This window comes from Cyclobacterium sp. SOCE241, from assembly GCF_056867545.1.
Genome location: NZ_CP149779.1, coordinates 650,965 through 675,897 on the forward strand (window position 1 = coordinate 650,965; position 24,933 = coordinate 675,897).

27 protein-coding genes, 2 tRNA genes and 2 pseudogenes are annotated in these 24,933 nt (G+C 36.8%); 17 read left to right on the plus strand and 14 right to left on the minus strand.

Annotated elements, in window-relative coordinates:
• Nucleotides 1-168: 168 nt before the first annotated feature.
• The 4 genes and pseudogenes from WG932_RS03025 to WG932_RS03040 all read left to right on the plus strand — a co-directional run bounded on the left by WG932_RS03025 (nucleotide 169) and on the right by WG932_RS03040 (nucleotide 1,626).
• Nucleotides 169-921 (plus strand): sensor histidine kinase, encoded by a 753-nt coding sequence (locus WG932_RS03025; protein WP_483086904.1) that lies wholly within the window; start codon nucleotides 169-171, stop codon nucleotides 919-921.
• A complete protein-coding gene (locus WG932_RS03030; protein WP_483086905.1) occupies nucleotides 911-1,099 on the plus strand; it encodes a hypothetical protein in 189 nt (62 codons plus the stop codon). The genes WG932_RS03025 and WG932_RS03030 overlap by 11 nt, the downstream gene beginning before the upstream one ends.
• A pseudogene (locus WG932_RS03035) lies at nucleotides 1,081-1,188 on the plus strand (LytR/AlgR family response regulator transcription factor); the annotation flags it as partial. The gene WG932_RS03030 and the pseudogene WG932_RS03035, both read left to right, overlap by 19 nt.
• Nucleotides 1,189-1,308: 120 nt before the next feature.
• Nucleotides 1,309-1,626: a LytR/AlgR family response regulator transcription factor gene (locus WG932_RS03040; RefSeq protein ID WP_483086906.1), complete on the plus strand. Its 318-nt coding sequence runs from the start codon at nucleotides 1,309-1,311 to the stop codon at nucleotides 1,624-1,626.
• A gap of 5 nt (nucleotides 1,627-1,631) precedes the next feature.
• Here WG932_RS03040 and WG932_RS03045 read toward each other — a convergent pair whose 3' ends face one another.
• From WG932_RS03045 to WG932_RS03055, 3 genes are all read right to left on the minus strand, one after another.
• The gene (locus WG932_RS03045) at nucleotides 1,632-2,465 is read right to left on the minus strand and encodes a 3-keto-disaccharide hydrolase (RefSeq protein ID WP_483086907.1); all 834 of its coding nucleotides are present in this window, start codon (nucleotides 2,463-2,465) and stop codon (nucleotides 1,632-1,634) included.
• A gap of 280 nt (nucleotides 2,466-2,745) precedes the next feature.
• Nucleotides 2,746-3,195: a carbonic anhydrase gene (locus WG932_RS03050; protein ID WP_483086908.1), complete on the minus strand. Its 450-nt coding sequence runs from the start codon at nucleotides 3,193-3,195 to the stop codon at nucleotides 2,746-2,748.
• A 168-nt stretch (nucleotides 3,196-3,363) separates the two neighbouring features.
• Nucleotides 3,364-4,734 (minus strand): SulP family inorganic anion transporter, encoded by a 1,371-nt coding sequence (locus WG932_RS03055; protein WP_483086909.1) that lies wholly within the window; start codon nucleotides 4,732-4,734, stop codon nucleotides 3,364-3,366.
• Between the two features lie 240 nt (nucleotides 4,735-4,974).
• Here WG932_RS03055 and WG932_RS03060 point away from each other — a divergent pair, with 240 nt between their 5' ends.
• From WG932_RS03060 to WG932_RS03080, 5 genes and pseudogenes are all read left to right on the plus strand, one after another.
• The gene (locus WG932_RS03060; RefSeq protein ID WP_483086910.1) at nucleotides 4,975-6,273 is read left to right on the plus strand and encodes an alpha/beta hydrolase family protein; all 1,299 of its coding nucleotides are present in this window, start codon (nucleotides 4,975-4,977) and stop codon (nucleotides 6,271-6,273) included.
• A gap of 48 nt (nucleotides 6,274-6,321) precedes the next feature.
• Nucleotides 6,322-6,840, plus strand: a complete 519-nt coding sequence (locus WG932_RS03065; protein ID WP_483086911.1) for a DUF4943 family protein — start codon at nucleotides 6,322-6,324, stop codon at nucleotides 6,838-6,840.
• 615 nt (nucleotides 6,841-7,455) lie between these two features.
• A complete protein-coding gene (locus WG932_RS03070; protein ID WP_483086912.1) occupies nucleotides 7,456-7,962 on the plus strand; it encodes a hypothetical protein in 507 nt (168 codons plus the stop codon).
• Nucleotides 7,857-8,886, plus strand: a pseudogene (locus tag WG932_RS03075) (chloride channel protein); the annotation flags it as partial. The gene WG932_RS03070 and the pseudogene WG932_RS03075, both read left to right, overlap by 106 nt.
• Complete coding sequence (locus WG932_RS03080) at nucleotides 8,887-9,180, plus strand: CBS domain-containing protein (protein ID WP_483088564.1); 294 nt, start codon at nucleotides 8,887-8,889, stop codon at nucleotides 9,178-9,180.
• A gap of 136 nt (nucleotides 9,181-9,316) precedes the next feature.
• Here the strand turns inward: WG932_RS03080 and WG932_RS03085 are convergent.
• Nucleotides 9,317-9,388, minus strand: a tRNA-Glu gene (locus tag WG932_RS03085).
• 27 nt (nucleotides 9,389-9,415) lie between these two features.
• Nucleotides 9,416-9,487: transfer RNA gene (locus WG932_RS03090), tRNA-Glu, on the minus strand.
• A 229-nt stretch (nucleotides 9,488-9,716) separates the two neighbouring features.
• Between WG932_RS03090 and WG932_RS03095 the strand changes: the two genes are divergently transcribed.
• The 4 genes from WG932_RS03095 (at nucleotide 9,717) to WG932_RS03110 (ending at nucleotide 12,998) form a co-directional block, all read left to right on the plus strand.
• On the plus strand, nucleotides 9,717-10,352 hold the full coding sequence (locus tag WG932_RS03095) for a peroxiredoxin (protein ID WP_483086913.1): 636 nt from the start codon (nucleotides 9,717-9,719) through the stop codon (nucleotides 10,350-10,352).
• Nucleotides 10,353-10,717: 365 nt separating this feature from the next.
• Nucleotides 10,718-11,803: a 3-oxoacyl-ACP synthase III family protein gene (locus WG932_RS03100; RefSeq protein WP_483086914.1), complete on the plus strand. Its 1,086-nt coding sequence runs from the start codon at nucleotides 10,718-10,720 to the stop codon at nucleotides 11,801-11,803.
• Between the two features lie 166 nt (nucleotides 11,804-11,969).
• Entirely contained in the window at nucleotides 11,970-12,653 is a 684-nt protein-coding gene (locus WG932_RS03105) for an amidohydrolase family protein (RefSeq protein ID WP_483086915.1), read from the plus strand.
• Between the two features lie 15 nt (nucleotides 12,654-12,668).
• Nucleotides 12,669-12,998, plus strand: a complete 330-nt coding sequence (locus tag WG932_RS03110; protein WP_483086916.1) for an L-rhamnose mutarotase — start codon at nucleotides 12,669-12,671, stop codon at nucleotides 12,996-12,998.
• Between the two features lie 184 nt (nucleotides 12,999-13,182).
• Here the strand turns inward: WG932_RS03110 and WG932_RS03115 are convergent, their stop codons facing one another.
• The 3 genes from WG932_RS03115 to WG932_RS03125 are packed head-to-tail and all read right to left on the minus strand — an operon-like array spanning nucleotide 13,183 to nucleotide 16,994.
• Nucleotides 13,183-13,380, minus strand: coding sequence for a hypothetical protein (locus WG932_RS03115; RefSeq protein ID WP_483086917.1), 198 nt, complete (start codon nucleotides 13,378-13,380; stop codon nucleotides 13,183-13,185).
• 41 nt (nucleotides 13,381-13,421) lie between these two features.
• Nucleotides 13,422-15,080 carry a receptor L domain-containing protein gene (locus WG932_RS03120; protein WP_483086918.1) on the minus strand — a complete coding sequence of 553 codons (1,659 nt, stop codon included), beginning with the start codon at nucleotides 15,078-15,080 and terminating at the stop codon, nucleotides 13,422-13,424.
• A gap of 3 nt (nucleotides 15,081-15,083) precedes the next feature.
• Nucleotides 15,084-16,994, minus strand: a complete 1,911-nt coding sequence (locus tag WG932_RS03125) for a hypothetical protein (RefSeq protein WP_483086919.1) — start codon at nucleotides 16,992-16,994, stop codon at nucleotides 15,084-15,086.
• A gap of 262 nt (nucleotides 16,995-17,256) precedes the next feature.
• Between WG932_RS03125 and WG932_RS03130 the strand changes: the two genes are divergently transcribed.
• Nucleotides 17,257-17,733, plus strand: coding sequence for a class I SAM-dependent methyltransferase (locus WG932_RS03130; protein WP_483086920.1), 477 nt, complete (start codon nucleotides 17,257-17,259; stop codon nucleotides 17,731-17,733).
• Between the two features lie 239 nt (nucleotides 17,734-17,972).
• On the opposite strand, the gene WG932_RS03135 is transcribed toward WG932_RS03130, so the two are convergent.
• The 3 genes from WG932_RS03135 to WG932_RS03145 are packed head-to-tail and all read right to left on the minus strand — an operon-like array spanning nucleotide 17,973 to nucleotide 20,777.
• Nucleotides 17,973-19,340: an NAD(P)(+) transhydrogenase (Re/Si-specific) subunit beta gene (locus WG932_RS03135; protein WP_483088565.1), complete on the minus strand. Its 1,368-nt coding sequence runs from the start codon at nucleotides 19,338-19,340 to the stop codon at nucleotides 17,973-17,975.
• Between the two features lie 5 nt (nucleotides 19,341-19,345).
• Nucleotides 19,346-19,663 (minus strand): NAD(P) transhydrogenase subunit alpha part 2, encoded by a 318-nt coding sequence (locus WG932_RS03140; protein ID WP_014021957.1) that lies wholly within the window; start codon nucleotides 19,661-19,663, stop codon nucleotides 19,346-19,348.
• Nucleotide 19,664: 1 nt separating this feature from the next.
• Nucleotides 19,665-20,777 (minus strand): Re/Si-specific NAD(P)(+) transhydrogenase subunit alpha, encoded by a 1,113-nt coding sequence (locus WG932_RS03145; protein ID WP_014021958.1) that lies wholly within the window; start codon nucleotides 20,775-20,777, stop codon nucleotides 19,665-19,667.
• A gap of 555 nt (nucleotides 20,778-21,332) precedes the next feature.
• Between WG932_RS03145 and WG932_RS03150 the strand changes: the two genes are divergently transcribed.
• The 3 genes from WG932_RS03150 to WG932_RS03160 are packed head-to-tail and all read left to right on the plus strand — an operon-like array spanning nucleotide 21,333 to nucleotide 22,586.
• The gene (locus WG932_RS03150) at nucleotides 21,333-21,668 is read left to right on the plus strand and encodes a hypothetical protein (RefSeq protein ID WP_483086921.1); all 336 of its coding nucleotides are present in this window, start codon (nucleotides 21,333-21,335) and stop codon (nucleotides 21,666-21,668) included.
• Between the two features lie 11 nt (nucleotides 21,669-21,679).
• Nucleotides 21,680-22,240, plus strand: a complete 561-nt coding sequence (locus WG932_RS03155; protein WP_483086922.1) for a glucuronyl esterase domain-containing protein — start codon at nucleotides 21,680-21,682, stop codon at nucleotides 22,238-22,240.
• A complete protein-coding gene (locus WG932_RS03160; RefSeq protein WP_483086923.1) occupies nucleotides 22,233-22,586 on the plus strand; it encodes a glucuronyl esterase domain-containing protein in 354 nt (117 codons plus the stop codon). Before WG932_RS03155 ends, WG932_RS03160 begins: the two co-directional genes overlap by 8 nt.
• Before the next feature lie 159 nt (nucleotides 22,587-22,745).
• Here WG932_RS03160 and WG932_RS03165 read toward each other — a convergent pair whose 3' ends face one another.
• From WG932_RS03165 to WG932_RS03175, 3 genes are all read right to left on the minus strand, one after another.
• A complete protein-coding gene (locus WG932_RS03165) occupies nucleotides 22,746-23,234 on the minus strand; it encodes a Rossmann-fold NAD(P)-binding domain-containing protein (protein ID WP_483086924.1) in 489 nt (162 codons plus the stop codon).
• A 38-nt stretch (nucleotides 23,235-23,272) separates the two neighbouring features.
• Nucleotides 23,273-23,713 carry an SDR family oxidoreductase gene (locus WG932_RS03170; RefSeq protein WP_483086925.1) on the minus strand — a complete coding sequence of 147 codons (441 nt, stop codon included), beginning with the start codon at nucleotides 23,711-23,713 and terminating at the stop codon, nucleotides 23,273-23,275.
• Between the two features lie 538 nt (nucleotides 23,714-24,251).
• The gene (locus WG932_RS03175) at nucleotides 24,252-24,932 is read right to left on the minus strand and encodes a Rossmann-fold NAD(P)-binding domain-containing protein (protein WP_339680965.1); all 681 of its coding nucleotides are present in this window, start codon (nucleotides 24,930-24,932) and stop codon (nucleotides 24,252-24,254) included.
• Between the last annotated feature and the right edge of the window lies 1 nt (nucleotide 24,933).

Here is a 24,933-nt window from a genome sequence, read left to right on the forward strand (position 1 = left end):
GGTCAATACTTTCCATTGGTATGATGTCGTTTTTTTCTTAATTATACAATCGCCAATCTTTGCATAAGCTATCTTTTATTACCTAAGTTTTTTTACACTAAGAAATACTTAGCCTTTTTTGGTTTAACTATTATTATCCTTGCATTGGTCATTTTAATGGAGGAGTTTGTGATAGAAAAATGGTATTTTCCTGACTCAAGAGGAGCAGGTTTTCCGGGGGTAATGTTTAGCCTGGGTCAGGTCTTGCCGGTTATCGTTATCCTGTCAGGCTTTAAATTTGCTTGGGATGCCCTTAGAAATCAAAGAAAAGTAGAGGAGTTAAAGGCCATCATTAAAGAAGAAGAATTGACCTTTTTAAAGTCTCAAATAAATCCTCATTTTCTATTTAATAATCTGAACAATTTGTATTCATACGCTGTAGTAAAGTCTGCTAAAACACCGGAAATTATTTTAGAGCTGAGCTCAGTATTGCGCTATATGTTGTATGAATGCAAAGAGTCCTCCGTGCCACTTTCCAAGGAAATTGAACACTTGAGAAATTTTACCCGCTTGTATGAAATGCAGATTGAAGAAAGAGGTAATGTTAGCTTTGAGGCCCCTGAATCAATTTCAGGTTTTGTCATTGCCCCATTAATATTGAATGTTTTTATTGAAAATGCATTTAAACACAGTCAATCCGGTCAATCGGAACAAATAGTGATCGACATTAGGTTGACATTGAGTGATGAAGGAAAGTTGACTTTTGTTTGTCAGAACAACTATAAAGCTGCTAATATAGATGCTAATGCGGGAAAAGGTATTGGATTAAGCAATGTTAGGAAAAGATTGAATTTGTTATACCATGATGCTCATGAATTGGAAATTCAGCAAACGGATTTAATGTATAAGGTAACTTTAGAAATGGTATTGAATGAAAACTAATATGAACTGTATCATTATTGAAGATCAGCCACCAGCACAAAGAATACTTAAAAAATACATAGATGACTTGGGTACACTTGAGCTAAAAGGTACTTTTAGTGACCCTATTTTAGCCATGAGTTTTTTAAATTCCAATGCCATAGATTTAATTTTTTTGACATACACTTACCAAGGTTAACAGGCTTAGAATTTCTCAAAAGCCTTAATAAAAAGCCCTATATTATTTTAACTACAGCCTATTCTGAATATGCCTTAGAAAGCTATGAGCTTGATGTGGTGGATTATTTATTAAAACCTTTTTCTTTTTTAAGGTTTGTAAAAGCTGTAGGAAAAGTTCCCTCTGACAATCCCTCAAAAGCTAAAGAGTATGTCCAAAATAAGACTGAAATGCAGAAAAAAGAACATTTTGTCAAATTGGGCTATGAACATATCAGAATAGCTTTCCAAGACATTATCTATATTCGAGCGGATGGTGATTATTGCGATATAATTCTTCCGGGAAAGAAGTACCTTTCTTCTGAGCCCATGAGAAAGTGGTTAGAATTGTTGGATGAATCGCAATTTGTTAGAATTCACAAATCCTATATTGTAAATATTTCCCAAGTAGAAAAGGTTTCCGGCAATATGATTACTTTAATTGATGGAGAGCAGCTACCTATTGGGAGGGCTTATAAGGAAGCTTTTACTGAAAGATTTCTTAAATAGTAAAGTTATTGAAAGGCTTTTATTTTTATGTTTTTAAATTCAACGCCTTGTCCTTCGGCCTGTAGGCCAATATATCCTTCTTTTAATAATTTCCCATCTACTTTATAGGAAGGATCAAAACGTTTGGCTACACCACCTCCAATTTGAGGTTTGGTATATTGTAATACTTCTTCACCATTTACTTTGTGGATCACAAGTGAATCACTGTACACAATTAATTCAGCATGTACCCACTCATCCCAAGGAAAGGTAGGGGAGCTGGAGTCAATACAATGCCTCGGATCCATTTCTCCCTCAAAGTAAACTTCAGTTCCCGGAGAACACATATTTCCAGTAGGTCTTGGCTTACCATCTCCGGCATCTGCCAACATTTGATATTCAACGGATATCGGCCAATCCTGCTCCTTTAATATGGTTTCAGGAGCTTGAGAATGGAACATCACTCCACTGTTTCTATAGGTATAACTTGGCGCATCTTCCATCCATTGCTCAGTAAAACGATAATCGAATTTAAGGTGGAAGGAGCCATAAGGATTCTTGTAAAATAGGTGGCCATAGCGCTCATCGAAACTATCATAACCATCATAATTTACTTGGATCACTCCATCGACCACACGAAAAGTATTGGCATAATTATCACCCGTTTCATGGTGTTGGAACTTTGGTGTCCATCCATCCAGATTTTGGCCATTGAAAATGATCTCCCATGCCTCTTCTATTGTCTCATCAGTAGTTTTTGATTCACCTCTTTCACATGAAGAGTAAATTAATAGCATAATGAACCATGCAAAAGATGACAGAATATATTTTTGTTGATTATTGATCAATGAACACTTCATTTTTCTAGATTTTATGGGTAAACTGTTTCAAAAACTAATTTAAGGATTATTATTGGTTACCTTTTCGGAAATATGAAGTGGAGAAAATTCTATTTTACCAGATTTTCTGTCAAAAATGGCGGTGCATAAACCAATTTTACCTAGTGAAATCTCATGGTTCAAATATTGATTTTGGCTGAGAATTAAGTTTTTAGAAAACTCTAAATTCCAAGCCATCAACCTTTCCGACCATTCCTCCAAATTGGCTTTAGTTAGTTGTTCAGGTTTAAAAACTTTTCATTTATTGCAGGAACCAATAAAGGGCTGCAGGAATCGGGATTTTCCAAGATTTTTTCAATGAAGATAAAATTAACTTATTGGAAGTGTTTCCCATTATTAAAATCAATCTGGCTTTCTGTTTTCTACATGAAATTTCAATACTTTCTATCAAGTGCCTATCCAATAAATTCCCTGCAACCTTTAAAGGAATAAGATCTCCTATACCCGTGTTCATTAGCATGTTGAGTGGTTCACGCATATCTATGCAGTTGACCATTACCGCAAGGGGGTCAACCTTAATGAAATCTTTTAATTTTTTGTTTTGATACCTTCTGGAAACTAAATCCCCATCTGTATAGCGCTTATTGCCTTCCTCAAGGAAGTTTAATATTTTTGGGGAGAATTTAAATCGGTTCTGTCTTGAGTGTCTTTCCTGTCTAAAATTATTTTTTCTTGGAGGAAAGGTTTTCACCCATACCTAATATTGAAAAGTCAATATTATTTTCTACGGCAAAGGTCTGTTTATAATCTTTAAATATTTCAATAATATCTGGTTCAATATAAGAAGAAAAAGAGGCATCGACGATTACCTTTGAGCCCTTCGGTAAATTCCATAGTGTCCGTTTAATGGCGGGCTTATTTAAAAATGAAACTTCATTGGAAAGCTCCAGTCGAATGGTTTTTTCTTATTGGTTGGGTTAGTAGTCTCTATAAAATAGGGGTTGTGAAAATTACTCCTAAGTAAGAAAAACACACTTATTGCAGAACCAATCAATACACCTAATAACACATCTGTAAGAAGTATGCCGATTATGGTTACAGCAAAAGGTAAAAATTGGGGCCAGCCTTTGTGATACATTTGCCGTATCATATGAAATGAGGTGAGTTTGTATCCTACAAGAAGTAAAATACTGGCAAGCGAAGCTAAAGGAATGAGGTTGATGATATTACTGAGAAATAATACACTAATTGTCAATAGAAAGCCATGAATGAGTGTGGATAGTTTGGATTCAGCACCTGCCTCTATATTTACTGAACTTCGGACAATTACAGATGTAATTGGAATACCGCCTAATAAGCCAGTCAAAGTATTTCCTACACCTTGGGCGACCAATTCCTGATTGGGCGGGCTCCTTCTTTTGTGAGGGTCTAGATTGTCTGTGGCTTCTAGGTTTAGTAAAGTAGCAATTGAACCTATTATTGCGATTGTGAAGGCATAAGTCCAAACTTTACCATTGCTGATAGCAGCAAAATCAGGAAAGGTGAAGAGGGAGCTAAATTGACTGATTTCCGGAATATTAACGAGGTGAACCCCCTCCAGAAATAATTCCGGGACAAATACCTTAAAAAGTTGATTAAGCGCCACTCCAAGAACCACCACAAAAAGTGAAGGTGGAAATAATTTTAATCTCTTTAGCGGGGTTTTATCCCAAAATATCATTATCCCCAATGAAATGATAGACAAAACCAATGCACCTGGAGCAATTGAAGAAACTACCATTAGTACTCTTTCTTCAAAACCTGCAAATGTATCCTTGGAATAATCTAACAGCCTGCTATCATCGATTTCCACTCCTACAGCATAAGGCAATTGTGAAAAAACCAAAATCAAACCTATGGCTGCCAAAAGGCCTTTGATAATATTGGTAGGAATGTAATCGGCTATTGCACCTGCCTTTAGAAAACCCAAAGCTATTTGAATCAAACCACCTATCATCAAGGCAAGTAGAAATACCTGAAAAGAACCTAACAATTGGATCGCAACCAATACAACAGCCGACAAGCTTGCAGCAGGTCCGGAAACGCTGGTGTGAGACCTACTCAACAGCCCAATAACCAAACCTCCGATCATTCCGGAAATTAATCCTGAAATTAAAGGAGCGCCACTCGCAAGCGCTATTCCTAAACACAAAGGTAGGGCCACCAAGAATACAACAATCCCAGCAGGGATGTCTTTCGATGGGTTTTTAAAAATTCCCTGGCTTAATGTATTATTTTCCTTATTATCCATTCGTTTGTAGTTGACTGTTAATTAATTAGATTGATACTATTTATAATAAAAAAATCAGCACCAACAATGACTCTAGCCCAATGAAGGACTAATATTTTCCTTCCAAACCAAACCGGTGTAACAAAAATAGAATAAGAATTAGTAAAAAATTATTCTAACTCCTAAATATTTATTCTAAAGAAAAAAATTATCTTTAATCTCTAGACTTTTTTAATGGAAAGCAAATAACCCAAATGCCTTATGAAAATTACAAAGCTATACTACGCTATATCTGTCATTCTTTTCAGTCTATTTACTTTAAAACTTGCAGATGGTCAAACCAATCCTTCCGGTTTTATCTATGGAGACTTGTTGCCTGATGCTCCGGAATTGGCAGAGCGGGGGATGTATAATGTTGGTGTAAAGACTTTAAACTTTCAGAATAATAATCAGCCGGATGTTGCGAATTTTAATAAAGACGAAAAACCCTTTTATGACAGGCCTTTAAAAGTAGAAGTTTGGTATCCGGCAGAAATAGATAGCCCTACTGTAACTATTTATGATGATTTTATTGGACTCGCGAACGATGAAAAACGTCCGCTTTCTCCGTTCTCCTTCAAAGGAAGAGCGACACGAGATGCACCTCCCAAGAATGATGAAGGGGCGTTTCCATTGGTAATTGTTTCCCATGGTTATGTTGGTTCCAGATATTTGATGACCTATCTTACTGAAAATCTTGCCTCTAAAGGATATATCGTAGCAGCCATTCACCACACCGAGTCAACCTTTGAGGACCCGGGGAAATTTTCTAGTACACTTTATCATCGACCAATTGATGATTTATTTGTCTTAAATGAAATGGAGAAACTGGGAAAGAAAGGGGCTGATGGTATTTTAGCAGGGATAGTCGATGTAGAGAATACAGCCTTAGTGGGTTATTCCATGGGGGGCTATGGTGCGTTAAATGCAGCAGGTGCGGGCTTTTCATCAGGTTTTGGAAGTTTTTTTAAGCAAATGACAGGAGGTAGTGACCTAATAATGGAGCGTAGTCTTTCTCATCCATCTTATGCAACATCTGTTGATCCAAGAATTAAGGCTGTGGTGGCTTTTGCACCATGGGGAATGGCAAGAGGAGTTTGGGATAGTGAAGGTTTGGCAAACCTTAGAACCCCATTGTTTTTTGTAGCCGGGGATCAGGATGATATTTCAGGTTATGAGGATGGAATCAAGGCTATTTTTGAAGGAGCTCTCAATGCGAACAGGTACTTGCTGACCTACATTAATGCCAGGCACAATGTGGCACCTAATCCACCGCCTGCGGAATCTTTTCAAAAAGGGAAGCATCTGGATGAATATTTGCGTTATGCAGAGTCTTCTTGGGACCAAAGAAGAATAAACAATATCAACCAACATTTTGTAACAGCATTCTTGGGTATTCATTTAAAAGGTAAAGATTTTACATCTTTTCTTGACTTACCTGAAGATTCGTTGGAAGAAACTTGGAAAGGTTTTAAACCTAGAACCTCTATTGGTTTAGAATTGAAGCATTTAGAGCCTTAGCTAGAGTAATTTTTTTATTTAGAATTTATTAACTAAAACATTTACAACTTGAAAAATCTAAGGTGTTGTATTTTCGTATTCTGTTTTCTAGTCTTTACGGCCTGTAATATTAATGAAGAAGATCCTTTTCAAAACGTTAATGTTGAGGAATATATAGCGTTACTGATCAATGGTGAGTATACTGCTATGAATTTGCCGGAATTTACCGAATCAGATATCCCTAAACTACTGGTTTATAGAAACCGTACCGAGAAAATCACTAATTTCCCTAGAAATTGGATTTCTTCGTACGTTAATGAGGAATGTTCTTTGGGAATGTATGTGTTATGGACCATAGAATCGATTCGAGCGGTAGCTATAGAAAGCGAATATTTAATAGGAAGGTTTCCTTCTCAAAACCCGATTGTGAGGGAAAGGGACGGCGATTTCAATCTTGTGCCGGAAGAGGATGCGCATCCCAAAGTTGCCCAAGCCTATTTTGAATGGTGGCAGGATAATCAAGACCGAAGTTTTGAAGCATTCAAAGCAAAAGACCCATTGATTGATTCAGGTTTGAGTTGGCATTAAGTAAAGGCTTGATGCATTTTATTGACCAAAAAGATCCGAAACTATGTAAAGGAATTATGGACTCATGGCTTTTAGACACCTCAAATGGTAATAGTTTTAATTGTATCGGACGTTACTGTCTAATTGGATGAATATGTCCATTCTCTATTAAAATGAATTTTTGAAATTTTTTCTATAAAACCACAGTTAGTCTAAGTTGTTGGTAGCTACAAATAATGTAAAATTTATGCTAACTTTGAATCTTGAAAATTCTCCAAAAAACCCAAAATACTTCAAAAAAGATAAATTTACCTTTTAACTGGATTTGGCTGTGAATAAAACGTGGAAATCAGAGTTAAAGGTGGTTTATGAACTCAGAGGTAGGTATCTAAAAGGTAATACCAAAGCATGAGATGTGGGAGGGAGGCTAGCATTAAATTGCTTTTCCAACAATCATGCTTAATGTTCTACTTATTTTATTGCTCTTTTATTTCAACTTAATGATTTGAAAAATTAAATGAACAGGAAAGTAAAAATTCTTTATATCAACTTTTTACAATTCAAAAAGAATTTTATTCAATATCCTTACCGGAAATTTAATTTTATTGAGCTTTTTTAATTTGGGTAAGTGAGAAATTGACACGTTCTCAGTTTCTTGTCTTATCGGGTATTTTGGTGGGGTTGAGTGCGGGTTCTGCCGGGGTAATTTTAAAGGTATTTGTTCATTATATCCAATCGTCCATTAGTACTGATGTCCCATTTGAGGAAAGGTTACTGATTTATGGAATTTTTCCTTTGATAGGGATTACTTTGACGGCATTTATAGTCAAATACTTTTTTAATGGAGATGAGGAAAAGGAGATATCTTTTATACTAAAAGACATTTCAAAAAAGCAGAGTAAGGTTAAAATTACCAAAATGTATTCCCAAATCCTCCAAAGTGGAATTACAGTTGGTTTTGGAGGTTCTGTAGGACTGGAGACTCAATTGCGGTTACAGGTTCTGCCATTGGCTCCAATTATGCCCAAAGGTACCGTTTGGGTTTTAAAGAACGTACTTTACTGTTGGCTGCAGGAGCAGCAGCCGGAATTTCAGCAGCATTTAATGCGCCGATTGCCGGTATCATGTTTGCTTTTGAGATAATTCTTACTGGATTAGTATTTACGGATTTTATTCCACTGGTTATTGCCTCTATTTGCGGAAGCCTTCTATCCACAATTATTCTGAATGAAGACATACTTTTTAATTTTCAAGCCAGAGAAACCTTCAACCATTTTAATGTGATTTATTTCTTGGGTTTAGGGGTGCTTACTGGATTTTATTCCAGGTATTTTCTAGTGGTTGGGCAGTATGTTCATAGGTTTTTTGAGCGGTTTAAGAAGAAAATGCTTCTCAAAGCTTTACTAGGAGGTTTAATGCTATCAGTCCTTTGTGTTTTGTTTCCCCCACTCTTTGGGGAGGGGTATATCAATATAAGAACCATTTATCAGGGGAATGTGAAGTTACTTATTGAGGACAGCCTCTTTAGTTACTTCGGCAATTCAGAAGTGATTATTATTGTGTTCTTATCACTTACAATTTTGCTCAAGGCTTTCGCTACCAGTATCACCTTGTATTCCGGAGGTAATGGAGGCAATTTTGCCCCTCTCTTATGGCAGGGGGCTTCTTGGCTTTGTGTTTGGTTTTTCTTTAGAGCTAATGGGATTCACTGAGGTACCTACTACCAATCTGATGTTGGTAGGAATGGCAGGGGTGATGTCAGGCGCCATGTATGCTCCTTTGACAGCCATCTTCCTAATTGCAGAGTCTAGTAGTGGGTACGATTTATTTATTCCTTTGATGATAGTTTCTGTTATTTCTTACCTTATCAACAGATCTTTCTCACCAATTAATCCATCTTTTAAAGAGTTGGCCGAAAGAGGCGACATCTTTACTACCAGACAGGATCAAAATATTCTTTCTCATATTTCTCTCAAAGACTGTATCAACCCTTCCTCAGTGCAAATTTGCACTACGGATAGCATGGAAGAGGTATTGCATAAATTCAGAAATAGTGATCAAAACAGTATGGCTGTTGTAGACGTCAACAACCAGTTTTGGGGTTTGTTAAATAGGGAGCAACTGCGTCCATTTCTATTGAATAAAGAATCTGCCGAAGGAACAAGTGTAAGTCAATTGGCCATAGCCCCACCCTTTATTATTTCTCCCAAGGATTCTGTTATGGAGGTGACGAAAATGTTTGATGAAGCTGATGTGTGGCAACTTCCCTTGCTTAATGAAGAAAGAAATTTTATGGGTTTTATTAGCCGTTCAAAAATATTAACCAACTACCGTGCATTGTTAAGGGATTATTCAGAATAGATGAAATTTGATCTATTTCTCCAAAAATAGGCAACAAAAAAACCTGATCGAATGATCAGGTTTTTTTATTCACTTTAACCACTAACAACCACAAATAAAATTTGCTTGCCTGGCGGCAAACAAACAGAATTTGTTGTAGTCCGTACGGGAATCGAACCCGTGTTTCATCCGTGAAAGGGATACGTCCTAACCCCTAGACGAACGGACCAAATAAAAGGAAAAGAGCACTAAAATGTAGTCCGTACGGGAATCGAACCCGTGTTTCATCCGTGAAAGGGATACGTCCTAACCCCTAGACGAACGGACCATTTTGTGAGTGATGTGCTCTTTTTCCTAAATGGTGATGCAAATATAGGGTCTTTCAAGAACAAACCAAAACCCACCAAAAAAATATTCTAAAACTAGACACAATCCTTTGAAAATAAGGCATTAAATTTATTCAATTAATTTATTTAACCAACGGTAAACTTTATTTTAATCATTTCTGTTTTCTATTTAAACCTAAAAAATAATTCAAAAACCTAAAAAATTCAATTATGGCACTTAGATTAGGAGATGTTGCTCCAGACTTTACCGCTGATTCTTCCGTAGGAGAAATTAATTTCCACAAATACCTTGGGGACAGTTGGGGAATTTTATTTTCACACCCTGCAGATTATACGCCTGTATGTACCACTGAGTTGGGCGCAGCTTCTAAATTAAAGGAGGAATTTGATAAAAGAAATGTTAAGATGCTTGCCCTTAGTGTAGATGGTGCGGACAGCCACAGGTCTTGGATCGAAGATATTAATGAAACACAAAATACCACTGTAAACTTTCCAATAATTGCTGATGAGGATAAAAAAGTGTCTGAATTATATGACATGATTCATCCTAATTCAAACGAAAGCTTTACCGTTCGTTCTGTTTTTATCATCGGTAATGATAAAAAAATTAAACTAATTATTACTTATCCGGCCAGTACAGGAAGAAATTTTGTCGAATTATTAAGGGTAATTGATTCTTTACAATTGACTGCAAATTATTCTGTAGCCACACCTGCGGACTGGAAAAGAGGTGAAGACGTGGTTGTAGCTCCAGCGATTAAAACAGAAGACATTCCTTCTAAATTCCCTAAAGGATTTAAAGAAATTAAACCTTACTTAAGAACTACACCGCAACCGGACTTGTAAAAAACATTGAGAAGGCTGAATTATTTCAGCCTTTTTTTATGAATGATTTAAACAATAGCTTCGGATAAAAATAATATTGTACAAATATTATTTTTATTATTATTGATTTTTGTAATGATTAATAGTCTCTATTGTTAATTGAACGTATTTAAATTTGAGGAGCTGTTATAATTTATTGGGTTTAAAGAGTAAGGCATAGTTTTTTCCTATACAATCATCTTATAATTACACCAATGTTGATTGTAGTAATGTATATGTCTGTTTATTTAGTTTATAGAAGCCGTATCATTTCGGATAATTCATCAAATAAATAGTATAAATGCCTATTTTAGCGGTCTTAGAATTTTGGAAAGGACAATTAGTTAATGGACAAGAAAATAATAAGTAGCATAATTGTTGGATCAGGGAAATATTTACCAACCAAGGTTATTCCCAATGACTATTTTTTAACAAAAGAGTTTTACGATGCGAGTGGCAAAAGATTGGTGAAACCCAATGCTGATATTGTTGCCACGCTGCAAAAAATTACTGAAATAAGAGAGAGGAGGTACCTTGAAGACAATTTAATGACTTCAGATATGGCTCATTTGGCAGCTAAAGACGCCCTTTCCTCTACTGGTATTGATGGAGAAACGTTGGATTATATTATCGTAGCCCATAATTTTGGTGACCTACTAAAAGATAATATTCGGACCGATACCTGTCCTACTTTGGCCGCAAGGGTAAAACACAAATTGGGTATAAAAAATCCGTACACCGTTGCCTATGATTTACCATTTGGATGTCCGGGATGGGTGCAGGGAATGATTCAAGCCAATTATTACCTTCAGTCGGGTGATGCAAAAAGAGTGATGGTGATTGGTGCAGAAAACTTGTCAAGGATATCTGATCCTCATGACATTGACAGTATGATTTTCTCTGACGGGGCCGGGGCAGTTATTTTGGAAGCTAAAGAAGGGGACTCAAAAGTAGGAATTATGGCCCATCTCACAAGGTCAGATACCTTGAACCATGCTCACTTGCTGAATATGGATGCTTCTTACAATCCAAACTATCCAGACAATACACGGTTTTTAAAGATGAATGGTAGGAAGCTTTATGAATATGCAATTAAAACAGTGCCTGCTACACTAAAAGAATGTCTGGATCGAGCAGGAAAAAGAGTAGAAGATATTCAACATGTGTTAATCCATCAGGCAAATGCCAAAATGGACCATAACATTTTAGAGCGGCTTTTTTTATTGTATGACAAGCATGAAATACCTGAAAACCTCATGCCTATGAGTATTCAGGAGTTCGGTAATAATTCAGTTGCTACAGTTCCAATTTTATATGATTTAATCGCAAAAGGAGCGAAGGAAGGCCATCGTTTTATATCCGGAGATCATTCAATTTTTGCCTCGGTTGGGGCTGGAATGAATATTAATGCCTTTGTATACATTCACCCTTAAGTCAAGCAACCCAAAATATGATAAATAAAATTGATGCACACCAGCATTTTTGGCAGTATAGTAAGCAAAGATATGCTTGGATTGATGATAAGATGCTTCAATTGAAGCGTGATTTTCTCCTGATGATATATTTCCCATCATCCAAAGAAATAGCGTAGAAGGTACGGTGGCCGTTCAGGCCGTTCAGGATGAAAAAGAAAATTTTTTCCTTTTGGAACTTGCAGAAAAACACCCTTTTATCTTGGCTGTGATAGGTTGGATAGATTTGAAATCACCAGACCTGGAAACTACACTTGAAAGCTATAAAAACCATAAAAAGTTAAAAGGATTTAGGCACGTACTTCAGGATGAAGCTGACCCTAACTTTATTTTAAATCAAGCTTTTCAAAATGGCTTAAAATCAATTTTTAAGGCAGGGTTTACTTATGACCTATTGGTATATCCCCATCAATTAGATGGAGCCATTCAAACGGTTTCTAATTTTGAGGAGGGGAGGTTTGTATTGGATCATATTGCCAAGCCCCCTATCAAAGCAGGCCTAATCAAAGATTGGGAGGTCAATATCAAAGCATTGGCAGAGAGGCCTAACGTTTATTGTAAGTTGTCCGGTATGATTACAGAAGCAGCTTGGGAAGATTGGGATGAAAAAGAGTTTTATCCTTATTTGGATGTTATAATGAAAGCATTTGGAGAAGACCGGGTAATGTTTGGGTCAGATTGGCCTGTCTGTAAATTGGCAGGGAGCTATGAACAGGTTATTGGTTTGGTCGAAGGCTATTTTAAAGGCTGCTCACCAGAGGCATTGGAGAAAGTTTGGCGAGCCAATGCCATAAAATTCTATCAACTTTAATTTTATACTTATACTATGCAAAGGTATTGTCTTGCCCTGGATTTAAAGGATGATCCGGAAATTATTGAAAAGTATGTAGAGCATCACAAAAAGGTCTCTGATGAGATTATCTCTAGTATTAAGGATGCGGATATCCAGGTGATGGATATCTACCTGACAGGTAATCGGCTATTTATGATTATGGAGGTAGGGGACTCCTTTTCTTTTGAAGAGAAAGCCAAAATGGACGCTAGCAATGAAAAAGTGCAGGAGTGGGAAACGTTAATGGGAACCCTTCAGAAAAATTTACCTTGGGCAAAACCCGGGGAGAAATGGGTGCTAATGGAAAAGATTTTTTCTTTGTAACACCCTGATTTTTTGATAACTTCTTTTAACTTCAAAAAAAGTAGTTTTTTCATTTGATTGAATAAAAATTGGTAGCCCTAGAATTCTATGCAAGGATTGAGTGGTTTTCACGAGGGAAATTTTATTGCATATTTCGGGTTTAATAAGTAATCCCGGATAAGCAATTTGCTTATCCGGGATAATTTTACCATTCCATTTCCCCTTTACATTCCTCTCCTTGAATTTGCTCCAAAGTGGGATTATAACCATTGTTATCAATCGTTATTTTCGGATGGGTACCCTCATTTACCAATTTCGATATAGCACAGTAATTTGTGAGATAATTATTTGATTGAATAATCATGCTACCGGCAACAGAGACCAGGTTATCGAGTCCTTCCAAGGAGTTAAAATTAATATTATCTTGAATTGTTAGGCTTCTAGTTATTTTTTAAGATTGCTCAATTCACGAAGATTACCAAGAGAGGTATCTTTGATATTAACCCTACTAAGCTCCTCTGAAACCGTAAGTCCTTCCAATTTCCTGATACCATTACTCATTAAATCTATGGAAGATGTCACGGTGCCCGTAAATCCTGTAAAGTCTTTTAAATCATACAGGTTGTACAGTGTTAGGGAACTGATGGACTCTACTCCTTGGAATCCATTAAAATTGGTAATGTTTAGACCTATAATTTCAAGAGTACCTATTAGACGAACATTCTCGAGCCCTTCGAATGAAGTTTGTACTTCATTGAAAGAAACTTCCAAGCCAGAAATCTCTTGTACTTGATCCATCCCTTTAAAATTGACCAATTTAGGGTTAGATCTTATGATTACATAGCCTAATTTATTTATTCTTTCCAATCCATTAAAATTTAATAAGTTGGGGTTGCTCGAAATAGTTAAATGTACTTGCTGGTTTTCAGATAAAGACAAACCCTCGAGTGTTTCCAAACTACTGTTTCCATCAATCGTTACCCATCCTTCTACAAGATTTAGGTTTTGCAAACCATGAAGGTTTTTTAGGTTTGAAGTGTTTTCAATTTTTAAACTCCCATAGACATGAGTAACCAATTCCAAAGGGCTCAGGTCTACGATAGGGTCTTGGTCATCGCCACCCTGAATGATAAGGTCTCCTTGAATACCGGTATGACAGCGTAATGCCCAATCGTTTAATTCAGTTTGGGTAGTCAATACCAAATCTTCGATGAATTCACCACCCACACATTTAATTTCTGCTTCTACCATTTCAACTACCAACGGCTGCTCAACATAGGACTTTAATTGATCAAAACTTAGGGTATCAATGAAATCATCAAAGTTGAAGCTTTTAAAAAGTATAGCATAACTATCAGCTATGGGAAGTGTTACAGATTCATTAATTCCGGCAATTAGTTCTTGGGTAATGACTTCTCCGTCTGCAGTTATTTCTATTGATCCAGGCAGAAAGTCCATTAATCGCTGGTCAGTAACCATTGCCACGTAGATATTATTAGAAGTAGCAGTTACAATATCCAAACCAAAGGACTGAAAACCAAAGTCCGAGGGGCTATGTCCTTCTGCAGCTACCACTTGCATGGATATTTGTATCTCTGCTTCCTCTTCTGTTTCTATGGTCTCTAATTCAAAAGTCAAAGGCAATGACAAATTTTGGTCCTCACTCAGTGATGAGTTTTTCTTAGGAGTGGCCTCTACAATGTCATTGTTATCATCCAGCACATAAAATGCAACTACCTGATAGGAGCCTTCCGGAAGAATGATCTTCTCAGTCAGGTAATGGTCTCCCATGTCCTGAACCTGAATATTCTTATTAGTGTAGGAGGTTGAATCTCCGTTTGCCGTTTGGATTGTAATAATTGCTTTACTATAAGCGGTTACCCTAAGTTGCCTTGAAGATGTGTTTGAAGTTTTAGCAATTTTAATTACAACTGTGGGTAATTTCTCCTGATTTTCAGGGTTTTCCTCTTCTTCTCCAGGGTTTGTAATCGGATCTGGGATTACAGTTGGTTTTTCAGCCTCTTCACAAGAGACCAATCCTGCACCAAGAGAAATAAAAAGAATAAATAAGACTAAACGGAATTTTAATATAATTTCTCTCATGGTTTACACCCCCCTTCGAATATTGTCGAAACTTGGATTAAAGGCATTTCCTTTAATCTCTGTGCCAAAAGGAAGGTTATTAACAAGTGTAACCTTGATATCCTTTAGTCCACAAAAATCGACAAGTGATATATTATCTTTGATAGTAATTTTTACAGGCGGTGTCCAGACATATCCCGGATAGGGATCTTCCCCTTTATAAACAAAGTAATAAAGGACTTTTCCACCTTCGAAACCATTCAGACTTTTTAGTTGAGGATTATTAATTATAGTAATATCGCTGAAAATTATCTTTGCAGAGGCAATTGCCGTTATATCTTCCAAAGTAGCATTGTTCTCTAAGTGGATTTCACCAACTTGCTCAGCTAAAAATAGAGGAGAAAGGGTAGTAAGTTTGGGACAGTTTAAGACAATTAAATCATCTACTCCCTCACCTTTAGGTTGAAGAAGTCCTTCCAAGTTTTCCAAATTCTCGTTATTATTTAGTTCGAGGTTGGATATAAATCTAAATCCTCCATCACCACCACCGAAAGAGATTAAAGCAGGGTTGTTAGCTATATAAAGGTTAGAAATGATGGTTTGAGTTTGGGTAGGGAAACTCAAATCAATTAAATTGGGATTGGCAAGAATGGTTATATGGCTCAAATTTATTGCGTTTTCAAATCCTTCTCCTTCTAATCCAATAAAATGCTCCATATTTTCAATATGTAAAGATGCTATCGTAGGAGCCACATGGTTAAATCCATTAAAGTCTCGGATACTAGGGTTATTGGTTAGGTTCAGACTTGGCAATTTCTCCAAAGATGTCAATCCATAGAATGACTCTAGCATGGAGTTGTTTTTTACTATTAATTCTTGAGAAATGTATCGGAGGTAATTCAGTCCCTCCAATGATCGTAATTCCGGATTATTTATGATGTTTAAATTATTTTTTACTTGGTCTATTGTAGCCAATGGAGAAAGGTCTAAAATAGGGTCTTCTGAGTCATCAGGAGTATTCCCAATTGTTAAATTTCCTTCGATAATATCATATCCCTTCAAACCAAAAGAATCAAGGGCTGCTTGGGTGGACAAAGTTATATTCCCTTTGAATGTTCCGCCTATATAAAAGGCATCATCGCGTTTTTTGGTCATTTCAATTACTAAAGGAAGATGCTCAAATTTTTGAAGGCTATCGTAGCTTATTTCCTTTGTTATAGGCTGGAAAGGGCCATAGGTTAGTGAAAAATCATAATTCTCACTTGTCTTTGGCAGTACAATTTTGTTCAATTTGCCAGTAAGTTGACGGGTCAGCAAATGCTCCCCTTGGCTAACTGTCAATTCAGCCGGAATAAAGTCCATAAAGTCATCTACCATCTCACGTACTGCAGAAATGAAAAAGTAAAAAGTCTCCCGGAAACCTTCCATACCTGATTCAAAACCGAAAGGCTCAGGATTTTTTCCCGCAGTAGAGATGATTTCAAGGTTTAAGTTTTGGGATTCGTTATCGGTCACTTCAAACGGAATAGGTAGAGGCGCTGCTAAATAATCCCCATATTCGGAGCCTTCCATTGGCGTAGCATAATGGATGTTACCGGTGTTATCAGTTAAATAAAAAGCACTAAGTTGATAGCTTCCCGGTGAAAGATGTATATCTTCAATTAGGAGTTCATCACCAAAACCCAAAATTGGTAAAGATTTACGTTCATAGATGGTTTGAGAACCATCTTCAGTTTCGATTGATAGAATAACACTGTTCACTCCTTGGACAGGTAGCGCCAAATTTCTGTTACTTTCATTATCTACATAGGTTTCATTGACCTTAAAGCTCACGGTTCCATCAGTTGGTATGTGTTGCTCGTACTCTGTGGTACATGCTCCCAAAACAATCAAACTAAAAAGTTGAATGTACTGGATTAATTTCCATTTGTTCATATCTTTAAAAAACGTTTGTCAAAACTAAATATAATTTTTTAAACCATTGTAATGTATTTTAAATTATTAATAATGTATTTCAAAATAGTTTAAATGTGTTTCGTATGGATATAAGCGTTTTTCTTTTTCTGAGTTTTAGATGTATTTTTGGTATTGAGATGGAAATTGTGTTGGTCTACATACTAGTGGCTTTCTGATAAAAATCTGCTAGGAATAAAGATCTTTTTTTAAACAAGTTTGTTAATTGAGAAAACCTTAAGCTATGGAAGATATTTGGATAAAAAAATGGAATGAAAGATATGGTGAGGAAGAATATGCCTATGGGGAAAAGCCTAATGTATTCTTTGAGGAAAAGATTAAGGGGTTAAAATGCGGTAAAATACTATTACCGGCTGAAGGGGAAGGTAGAAATGCAGTGTTTGCAGCCAAAATCGGCTGGTCTGTTTTCGCTTTTGATCAAAGTGAAGAAGGGCAAAAGAAGGCCATGAAATTGGCAGAAAAGAATGGAGTGAACATAGACTATCAAGTAGGAAGCTTAGAGCTTGTAAATTACCCTAAGGAGGAGTTTGATGTTATTGGGCTTATCTATGCTCATTTTCCGGCTAATATCAAGTCGGCATACCATAAAACATTGGATGGATATTTAAAAAAGGAGGTTTTGTGGTTTTTGAAGCCTTTAGTAAAAATAATTTGGAATATAGGGCTCAGAATGAGAAGATTGGAGGACCTAGAGATTTAGATTCTCTTTTCTCTATTGAGGAACTTAAAACTGACTTTCCCAATTATGAAATTTTGCAGTTGGAAGAAAAAGAGGTAGAGTTGGGAGAGGGGCTTTACCATAATGGGAAAGGCTCGGTCATTCGGTTCGTCGGGAAGAAAAAATAAGGCTGACAAACCTTCAAGAAATCAGAAAAAACTATTTGAGAATTACAGATTCATTCCAAAAAAAAGGCTGCTTTTATAAGCAGCCTTTTTTTATTACATATTTTTAACTTCTGCAACAAGTTCATTGAGCACCTTTTTGGCATCCCCAAATAACATTCGGGTTTTAGGTTCAAAGAAAAGTGCGTTTTGAATTCCGGCATAACCAGAGCTCATACTTCTTTTTATCACTATTACATTGGCAGCTTTATTGACTTCCAGAATAGGCATTCCATATATAGGACTGGATGGATCGTCATTGGCAGCCGGGTTAACAACATCATTGGCACCAATCACCATGACAACATCTGTGTTAGGTAGCTTCTCGTTCATGTCATCCATTTCGATAAGCTTGTCATAAGGAACATCCGATTCAGCCAATAATACGTTCATATGGCCCGGCATCCTACCTGCCACAGGGTGAATACCATAAAGGACTTCAACACCTTTTTCTTCCAGTATTTTTTCTAAATCATGTACTGCATGTTGGGCCTGAGCAACGGCCAAACCATAGCCAGGTACAATCACTACCCTTTTAGCATAAGCCATTAAAATAGAAGAATCGTAGGCATTGATTTCTTTGGCTACTTGTTCGCCATCAACACCTGCAGCAGCTCCTCCTGCGGAAGAACCAAAGGAAGTGAACAAAATGTTAGAAACTGATCTGTTCATGGCCTTGGCCATTAATAAGGTCAATAGAATCCCTGCTGAACCTACCAAAATACCACCCATTAACATTACCTTATTGTCATAAAGTAAACCTGTAGTAGCGGCTGTAACCCCGGTAAGTGAGTTGAGTAGTGAAATAACTACAGGCATATCTGCTCCCCCAATTGGGTAAACGAACATAAGACCATAAATCAATGACAACACTACCAATACATAGATTAATATTGGCTGTGGTGCGCCGGAAGTTAGGATATATGCAGCCAAAGCCACGGCAATGGCAAGTACAGCGAAGCCGAAAATTTTATTAATTTGAATGTCTTTTACAACCCCTTGTAGTTTTCCCATCGCAATTAATGAACCGGAAAATGATACCGACCCAATAATTAAGCTGGACATCAACACAGCTCCTTTACCAATATCATCTACGGGAAGGTCTCCGTATTCTACCAAACCAATCAAAGCGGCAGCAGCTCCTCCCATCCCATTGAAGAAGGATACCAATTGAGGCATGGCTGTCATTTGTACGGTTTTGGCCGAATAAATACCGCCGATGGTTCCAAGAACCATGGCAATTATGATTAGTGCCAGATTGTCTAAACCTGGTGTTAGAAAAGAGGCTAAAATAGCCAATATCATTCCTGATAATGCAATGCTATTACCTTTCCTCGCAGAATCCGGATGACTCATCATCTTGATCCCAACGATAAAAAGTACTACCGCAATCAGGTAGCAAATATCTATTATCTGTAAAATCATCATTCTTATTTTTTACCGGGTTTTTTCTTAAACATCTCTAACATTCTATTCGTCACAGCAAAACCTCCAACCACATTGAGTGTAGCAAGCAATACTGCTAAAAAGCCTAAAGACAAGGCCAAATAATTTGAAGGATCAGTTTTTCCCAAAACTATAATTGATCCGACAATTACCACTCCCGAAAGGGCATTTGAACCTGACATTAGCGGGGTATGTAAAACTGTAGGTACTTTAGAGATCACCTCAACACCCACAAAAATCGCTAGAATGAAAATATAGAGTTCTTGTTGGTTAATTGATATATATTCAATAATCGCTTCCATATTATTTTAATAAGGGTTCATAAACTATCGCTCCATCATGTGTGATGCAGGTTCCTTTAATAATTTCATCTTCAAAGTTGAGATTCAACTGATCTTCTTTTAAAAGTAATTTTAAAAGATTCTGTACGTTTTTACTGTACATCTTGCTTGCATCCTGAGACATTGTGGAAGGCAAAGCAGAATTTCCTATTACAGTTACACCATTGACTGTAACAGTTTCATTGTTTTGCGTGCCTTCACAGTTTCCGCCATTAGCAGCGGCCAAATCCACGACTACAGCTCCTGCCTTCATTTTTTCAAGCATAGGCTTTGTAATAAGTATCGGAGCCTTTCTTCCCGGGATCAAGGCAGTGGTGATTACAACATCTGATTTGACAATAGACTGCTCCAACATTTCAGATTGCTTTTTCTTGTATTCCTCCGATTGTTCAACTGCATATCCACCGGCACCTTTGTCTTCAACGGCACCGGGAACTTCAACAAATTTCCCACCTAAACTCTCCACTTGTTCCTTTACTGAAGGTCTGGTATCAAAGGCTTCTACTACAGCACCCAGTCTTTTGGCTGTTGCAATAGCTTGTAATCCAGCTACACCTGCACCAATTACCAATACTTTAGCCGGTGCAATAGTGCCTGCAGCTGTCATAAGCATTGGGAAAAATCTCGGTAAGTTGGCAGCAGCAAGTAATACCGCTTTATAACCGGAAACTGTACTCATAGAAGAAAGTACATCCATACTCTGAGCCCTTGTGATCCTTGGGATGGAATCCATACTGAATAAGGATACTCCGGTATCTGCAATGGTTTTCATTAGCTCTCTTGCTACCAATGGTTGGTAGACTCCAAATAAAAATTTTCCTTTATTTAACGAGGGATAATCTTCAGGTGCTAAGGGCGTGATTTGAAAAATCATCTCTGCCTCTTTCAAAACTTCTTGGCGTTCTTTTACTTCAGCACCTGCTTCCAAAAATGTGGCATCAGAAAGGAAAGAGGACACACCGGCCCCTTTTTCAATCAGGACTTTATTTCCTGTTCCTGTTAGGACCTTTACTGCTTCCGGATGTAGAGAAACTCTAGTTTCCGGGGAAGGTTCTTTTAAAATTCCTAAAATCATAATGGTGGTTTATTGACGTATTCCAAACATTGAGTTTCCAAAATCAAATCATCGCTTTGCCTCGCATTTAAATAGATTCAAAATAACATTTAACTTTGGCAGTGCAAAAAAAGCACTTTTTTACGGATTTTATCGTATTGTCCTTTAAAACTTTCGATTTTTAACGGATTGATTGATTTTTTTGCCTTATTTGATAAACTTCTTTAAAAATATTTTGTTCTTACCCGAGCTTGATTGCCTCCCCTTTTTCATAAGGAAATAAAATATTTAAGGACCCTTTAAAATGATTTTCTTTTAAAAAATTCATTCATAAATCGGCTTTAAACTACTTAAAGGGAATCGTAGAAAGAAATCCTTTATTAATAACGGACTTCAAAATTACTCCCTTTAGAAAGCTATATCCTATTTTTATGATAAAATAAGTTGAGAAAGGATGGTAAGCCGATAGATGTATATACCAAATGGTTAGTCTGTATTATTATGTTTTAGCGCATGAACAAATACACTGAATAATTCCTAACTTTAGGTCAGTCTACTTAATTTAATGCATCCCAAATGAAAACAATATTTACCCTAATTTATTTTGTAGGTATTTCTATTCAGGTTTTAGCTCAAGATTTTGAACCCAATTATGAAGAAGATAAGGTCCCAGAGTATCAGTTGCCCGACTTATTAAGGATGGAAAATGGGCAACTTATTACTAACAAAAGACAATGGAGCAATAGGAGGGCTGAATTAGTAGAAATATTTGAAAATGAAATTTATGGCAAATCACCTGTATGGGATGGACAAATTTCAAGTAAAGTATTACTTGAAAATAAGGATTACCTGAATGGTGAAGCCACTAGAAAAGTGGTAAAATTAACTTTAAAAGGGGAGAAAAATCGCTAGATTTTAATTTATTGGTTTTTTATCCAAACTCGGGAAAACAAGTACCTGCTTTTTTAGGGCTTAATTTTTATGGCAATCATACCATTTCTTCCGATGAGCAGGTGGCTGTTCCTGATGCTTGGATAAGAAACAATGAGAAAATGGGGAGTTTTAATAATAAAGCTTCAGAAAAGGGAAGAGGTCAACGAATAGCTAACTGGCCTTATGAAGAGATTCTTACTAGAGGTTATGGTTTGGTTACCATGTATTATGGTGAAATAGACCCCGATTATGCAGATGGATTTAAAGATGGTGTACATGCATTGTATTCCGAAAGAAAAAGAGAGCCCAACTCTTGGGCAAGTATTGCTGGCTGGGCTTGGGGACTTTCTCGGGTGATGGATTTCTTAGAAGGTGAAGATTGGATTGACAATAAAAAGGTGGCTGTTTTGGGACACAGTAGGCTAGGTAAAGCTGCATTATGGGCAGGTGCAACGGACGAAAGGTTTGCGATGGTGATCTCCAATAACTCGGGTTGTGGGGGCAGCCTTGTCTCGTCGATCTTATGGAGAGACCGTTGGGCGAATGATTGAGGTAATTCCTTATTGGTTTTCAGATAGCTTCAAAGTTTACTATAAAAGGGAAAATGATTTGCCTGTAGATCAACATCAATTATTGGCTTTAATGGCTCCTAGACCTCTTTATGTGGCAAGTGGAGCAGAAGATAAGTGGGCAGATCCCAAAGGGGAGTTTTTGTCTTGTGTAGCTGCTTCTCCGGCCTACAAGTTATTTGGAAAAGTAGGAATGCCTGCAACAGTGCTGCCTCCATTAGACCAACCGGTGATGGGAACCATCGGTTATCACATTCGATCCGGTGGCCATGGTTTGTTGCCATATGATTGGCAACAATACCTAGATTTTGCTGACAGGCATTTTTAAGCCAAGATATGGATCAGACCATTTATTGAGATCTAAATTTATTACAAACGCTATAGTATTGATGATGTATGGACATCGCAAAGTGATAGCGAATAGAAAAGAGATCCAATTGACCGCTTTTCTATTTTTGAATTTTCCTTTCCCGCAACAGTGAGTAACCTATTTGGATTTAAAAATCCCTTCATCGATCATCATTTGAAAGGAATCTTCCATCGTTTTTTTCAAGGGTATAAATTTGATGCCCAACTCTTTTTTAATTTTAGAATTGTCAGCATGGAATGGTATGTTGACGTTGTTTTTAATGTACTTTCTTGTAAAAAGTTTATTTGCCAAAGGCCCAACCAACATTAGAAGCCATTTTGGCATTGCTCTTTTGGGTAAAGGGAATTTTTTCCCGTATTTAGGCAGTAAAATTTTACTTATTTCCAAGAGGTTTGTGTCATAAGCAGACGTTATGTAACGCCCTTTTGCTTCAGGGGTAAACCCTGCTTTATAATGTGCTTCTGCAACATCACGAACATCTACCACCCCAAGCCCCATTTTAGGAGCTCCCATTTTGAGTTCTCCGCCTCCAAGCATTTTCAGTATGTTTATGCTTTCTGAAGTTGTATTGCCAAGGTTTAATGCAGGGCCCAGTACTAAAGACATATTAATGGTCACCAGATCCCACTGACTTTGTGATTTCTCTAATTCCCAGGCTTTTTTTCAGCCAAAGTTTTCGAATAAGAATAAGGTTGGTAGTCTAATGAGGCTGTAGTATTCCAAACTTCTTCAGTTATTTTGCCTTCTGGCGCGTTGACCGTGTCAATAGCATCCGTGTAGATAGCTGCACAACTGCTGGTGACAACTATACGTCTGACGCTACTTACCTCTTTCGCGGTATTCAAAACATTGGCTGTTCCATTTACGGCAGGTGCTATTAATTCTGCTTGAGGATCTTTTATATCCAAAGAAAATGGGGAAGCCGTATGATAAACCAAAGCACAACCTTCCATGGCTGCTTTGTAAGAGTCCGGTTTCATTAAATCTCCGGCAAAAAACTTAATTTCACCCTTAGACTTGGAAGCTACCTCTTTTAGGTGACTTATTTTTTTGTCATTGTTAGGATCTCGAACAGCTGCATGCACCGTTATTCCTTCATCAAGCAGTTTTTTACCAGCCAGCTGGCTACATATCCATTGGCTCCTGTTACCAATACCGGTTTAGATTTATCTGTTGTCGTCATTTTTTATAATTTATTATGAAAGTTAAATTTGGATTATTCATTAGGTATTCTTGATAAGTATTGCAAGAGAAAGAAAATAAGGCTGTTTGGAGATCTAAACATAGCATCCCTTTGGTATACCTGATTAGCGATTAGTTGGGGAGGAAATAGCATCAAATATTTGATTTTGAAGCAATTTCAGTACGTAATAGATTGTCTATTACATGATTTAGGTTTAGTATTCCGGATTAAAATTCTTAAAAATTGAGAGGAAGGTTAACACAAAATTCAGAATAAAAAACACAAATAGGAGATTAATCCAATCTTTTGAATTTTTTTTCTGACAATATGTGGTAGGAAATATTGCTAAACCTTCGAATAGGAACTATTTTATTTGATAACTAGGGTAGTTGAGCACTGATCTTATATTTTAAAGTACTTAAAATGTATGATTTTAACTCCTATAAATCATTTTCTGTAAAATTTTTCGCCAAATTTTTAATTTGTAAAGGATCAATGATTTTTAACTCTATTGGTTTTTTAAGGAGAGATAGCATGGCCTTGCCTAAATCGCTACTTCCAATGGTACCTTTCATTTTCTTTATTAAAGGGAAAACAGGCCGCAGGATTGAATACATTGCATTGTACCAAGCTGTTTTTGATTTTACCCCTTTTTCAGGCAAAATTATTCCCGGTCTAAAAGCATACGCATCTTTAAAGCCTAAGTTTAAAAGGTAATTTTCGGTTTTGCCTTTTATTCTTGCCCACATGTAATTACCCTTTTCTGTACTGTCCGTTCCTGCCCCCGATACATAAATTATTTTCATATCAGGGTTTATTTTTAACAGGCTGTCAAATAGAATTTTACTATAGCCAAAAGTTATTTTGGTATAATCAATTTCATCAATTCCTACTGCAGAGATCCCCATGCAGTGTAGACATCCGTCATACCCAATAAATTTGTCAGTATGGAATGGGATTTCCGAATAATCTGCAATCAAGAGCTCTTTAAGCTTAGGATGTTTTAATTCAATTGACTTCCGATTGATAATCAATATTTCTGAAACTGTTGGGGAATTCAGACTTTCTATTAGTGCGGCTTGGCCAACCATGCCGGAAGCCCCTGTAATAATTATTTTCATT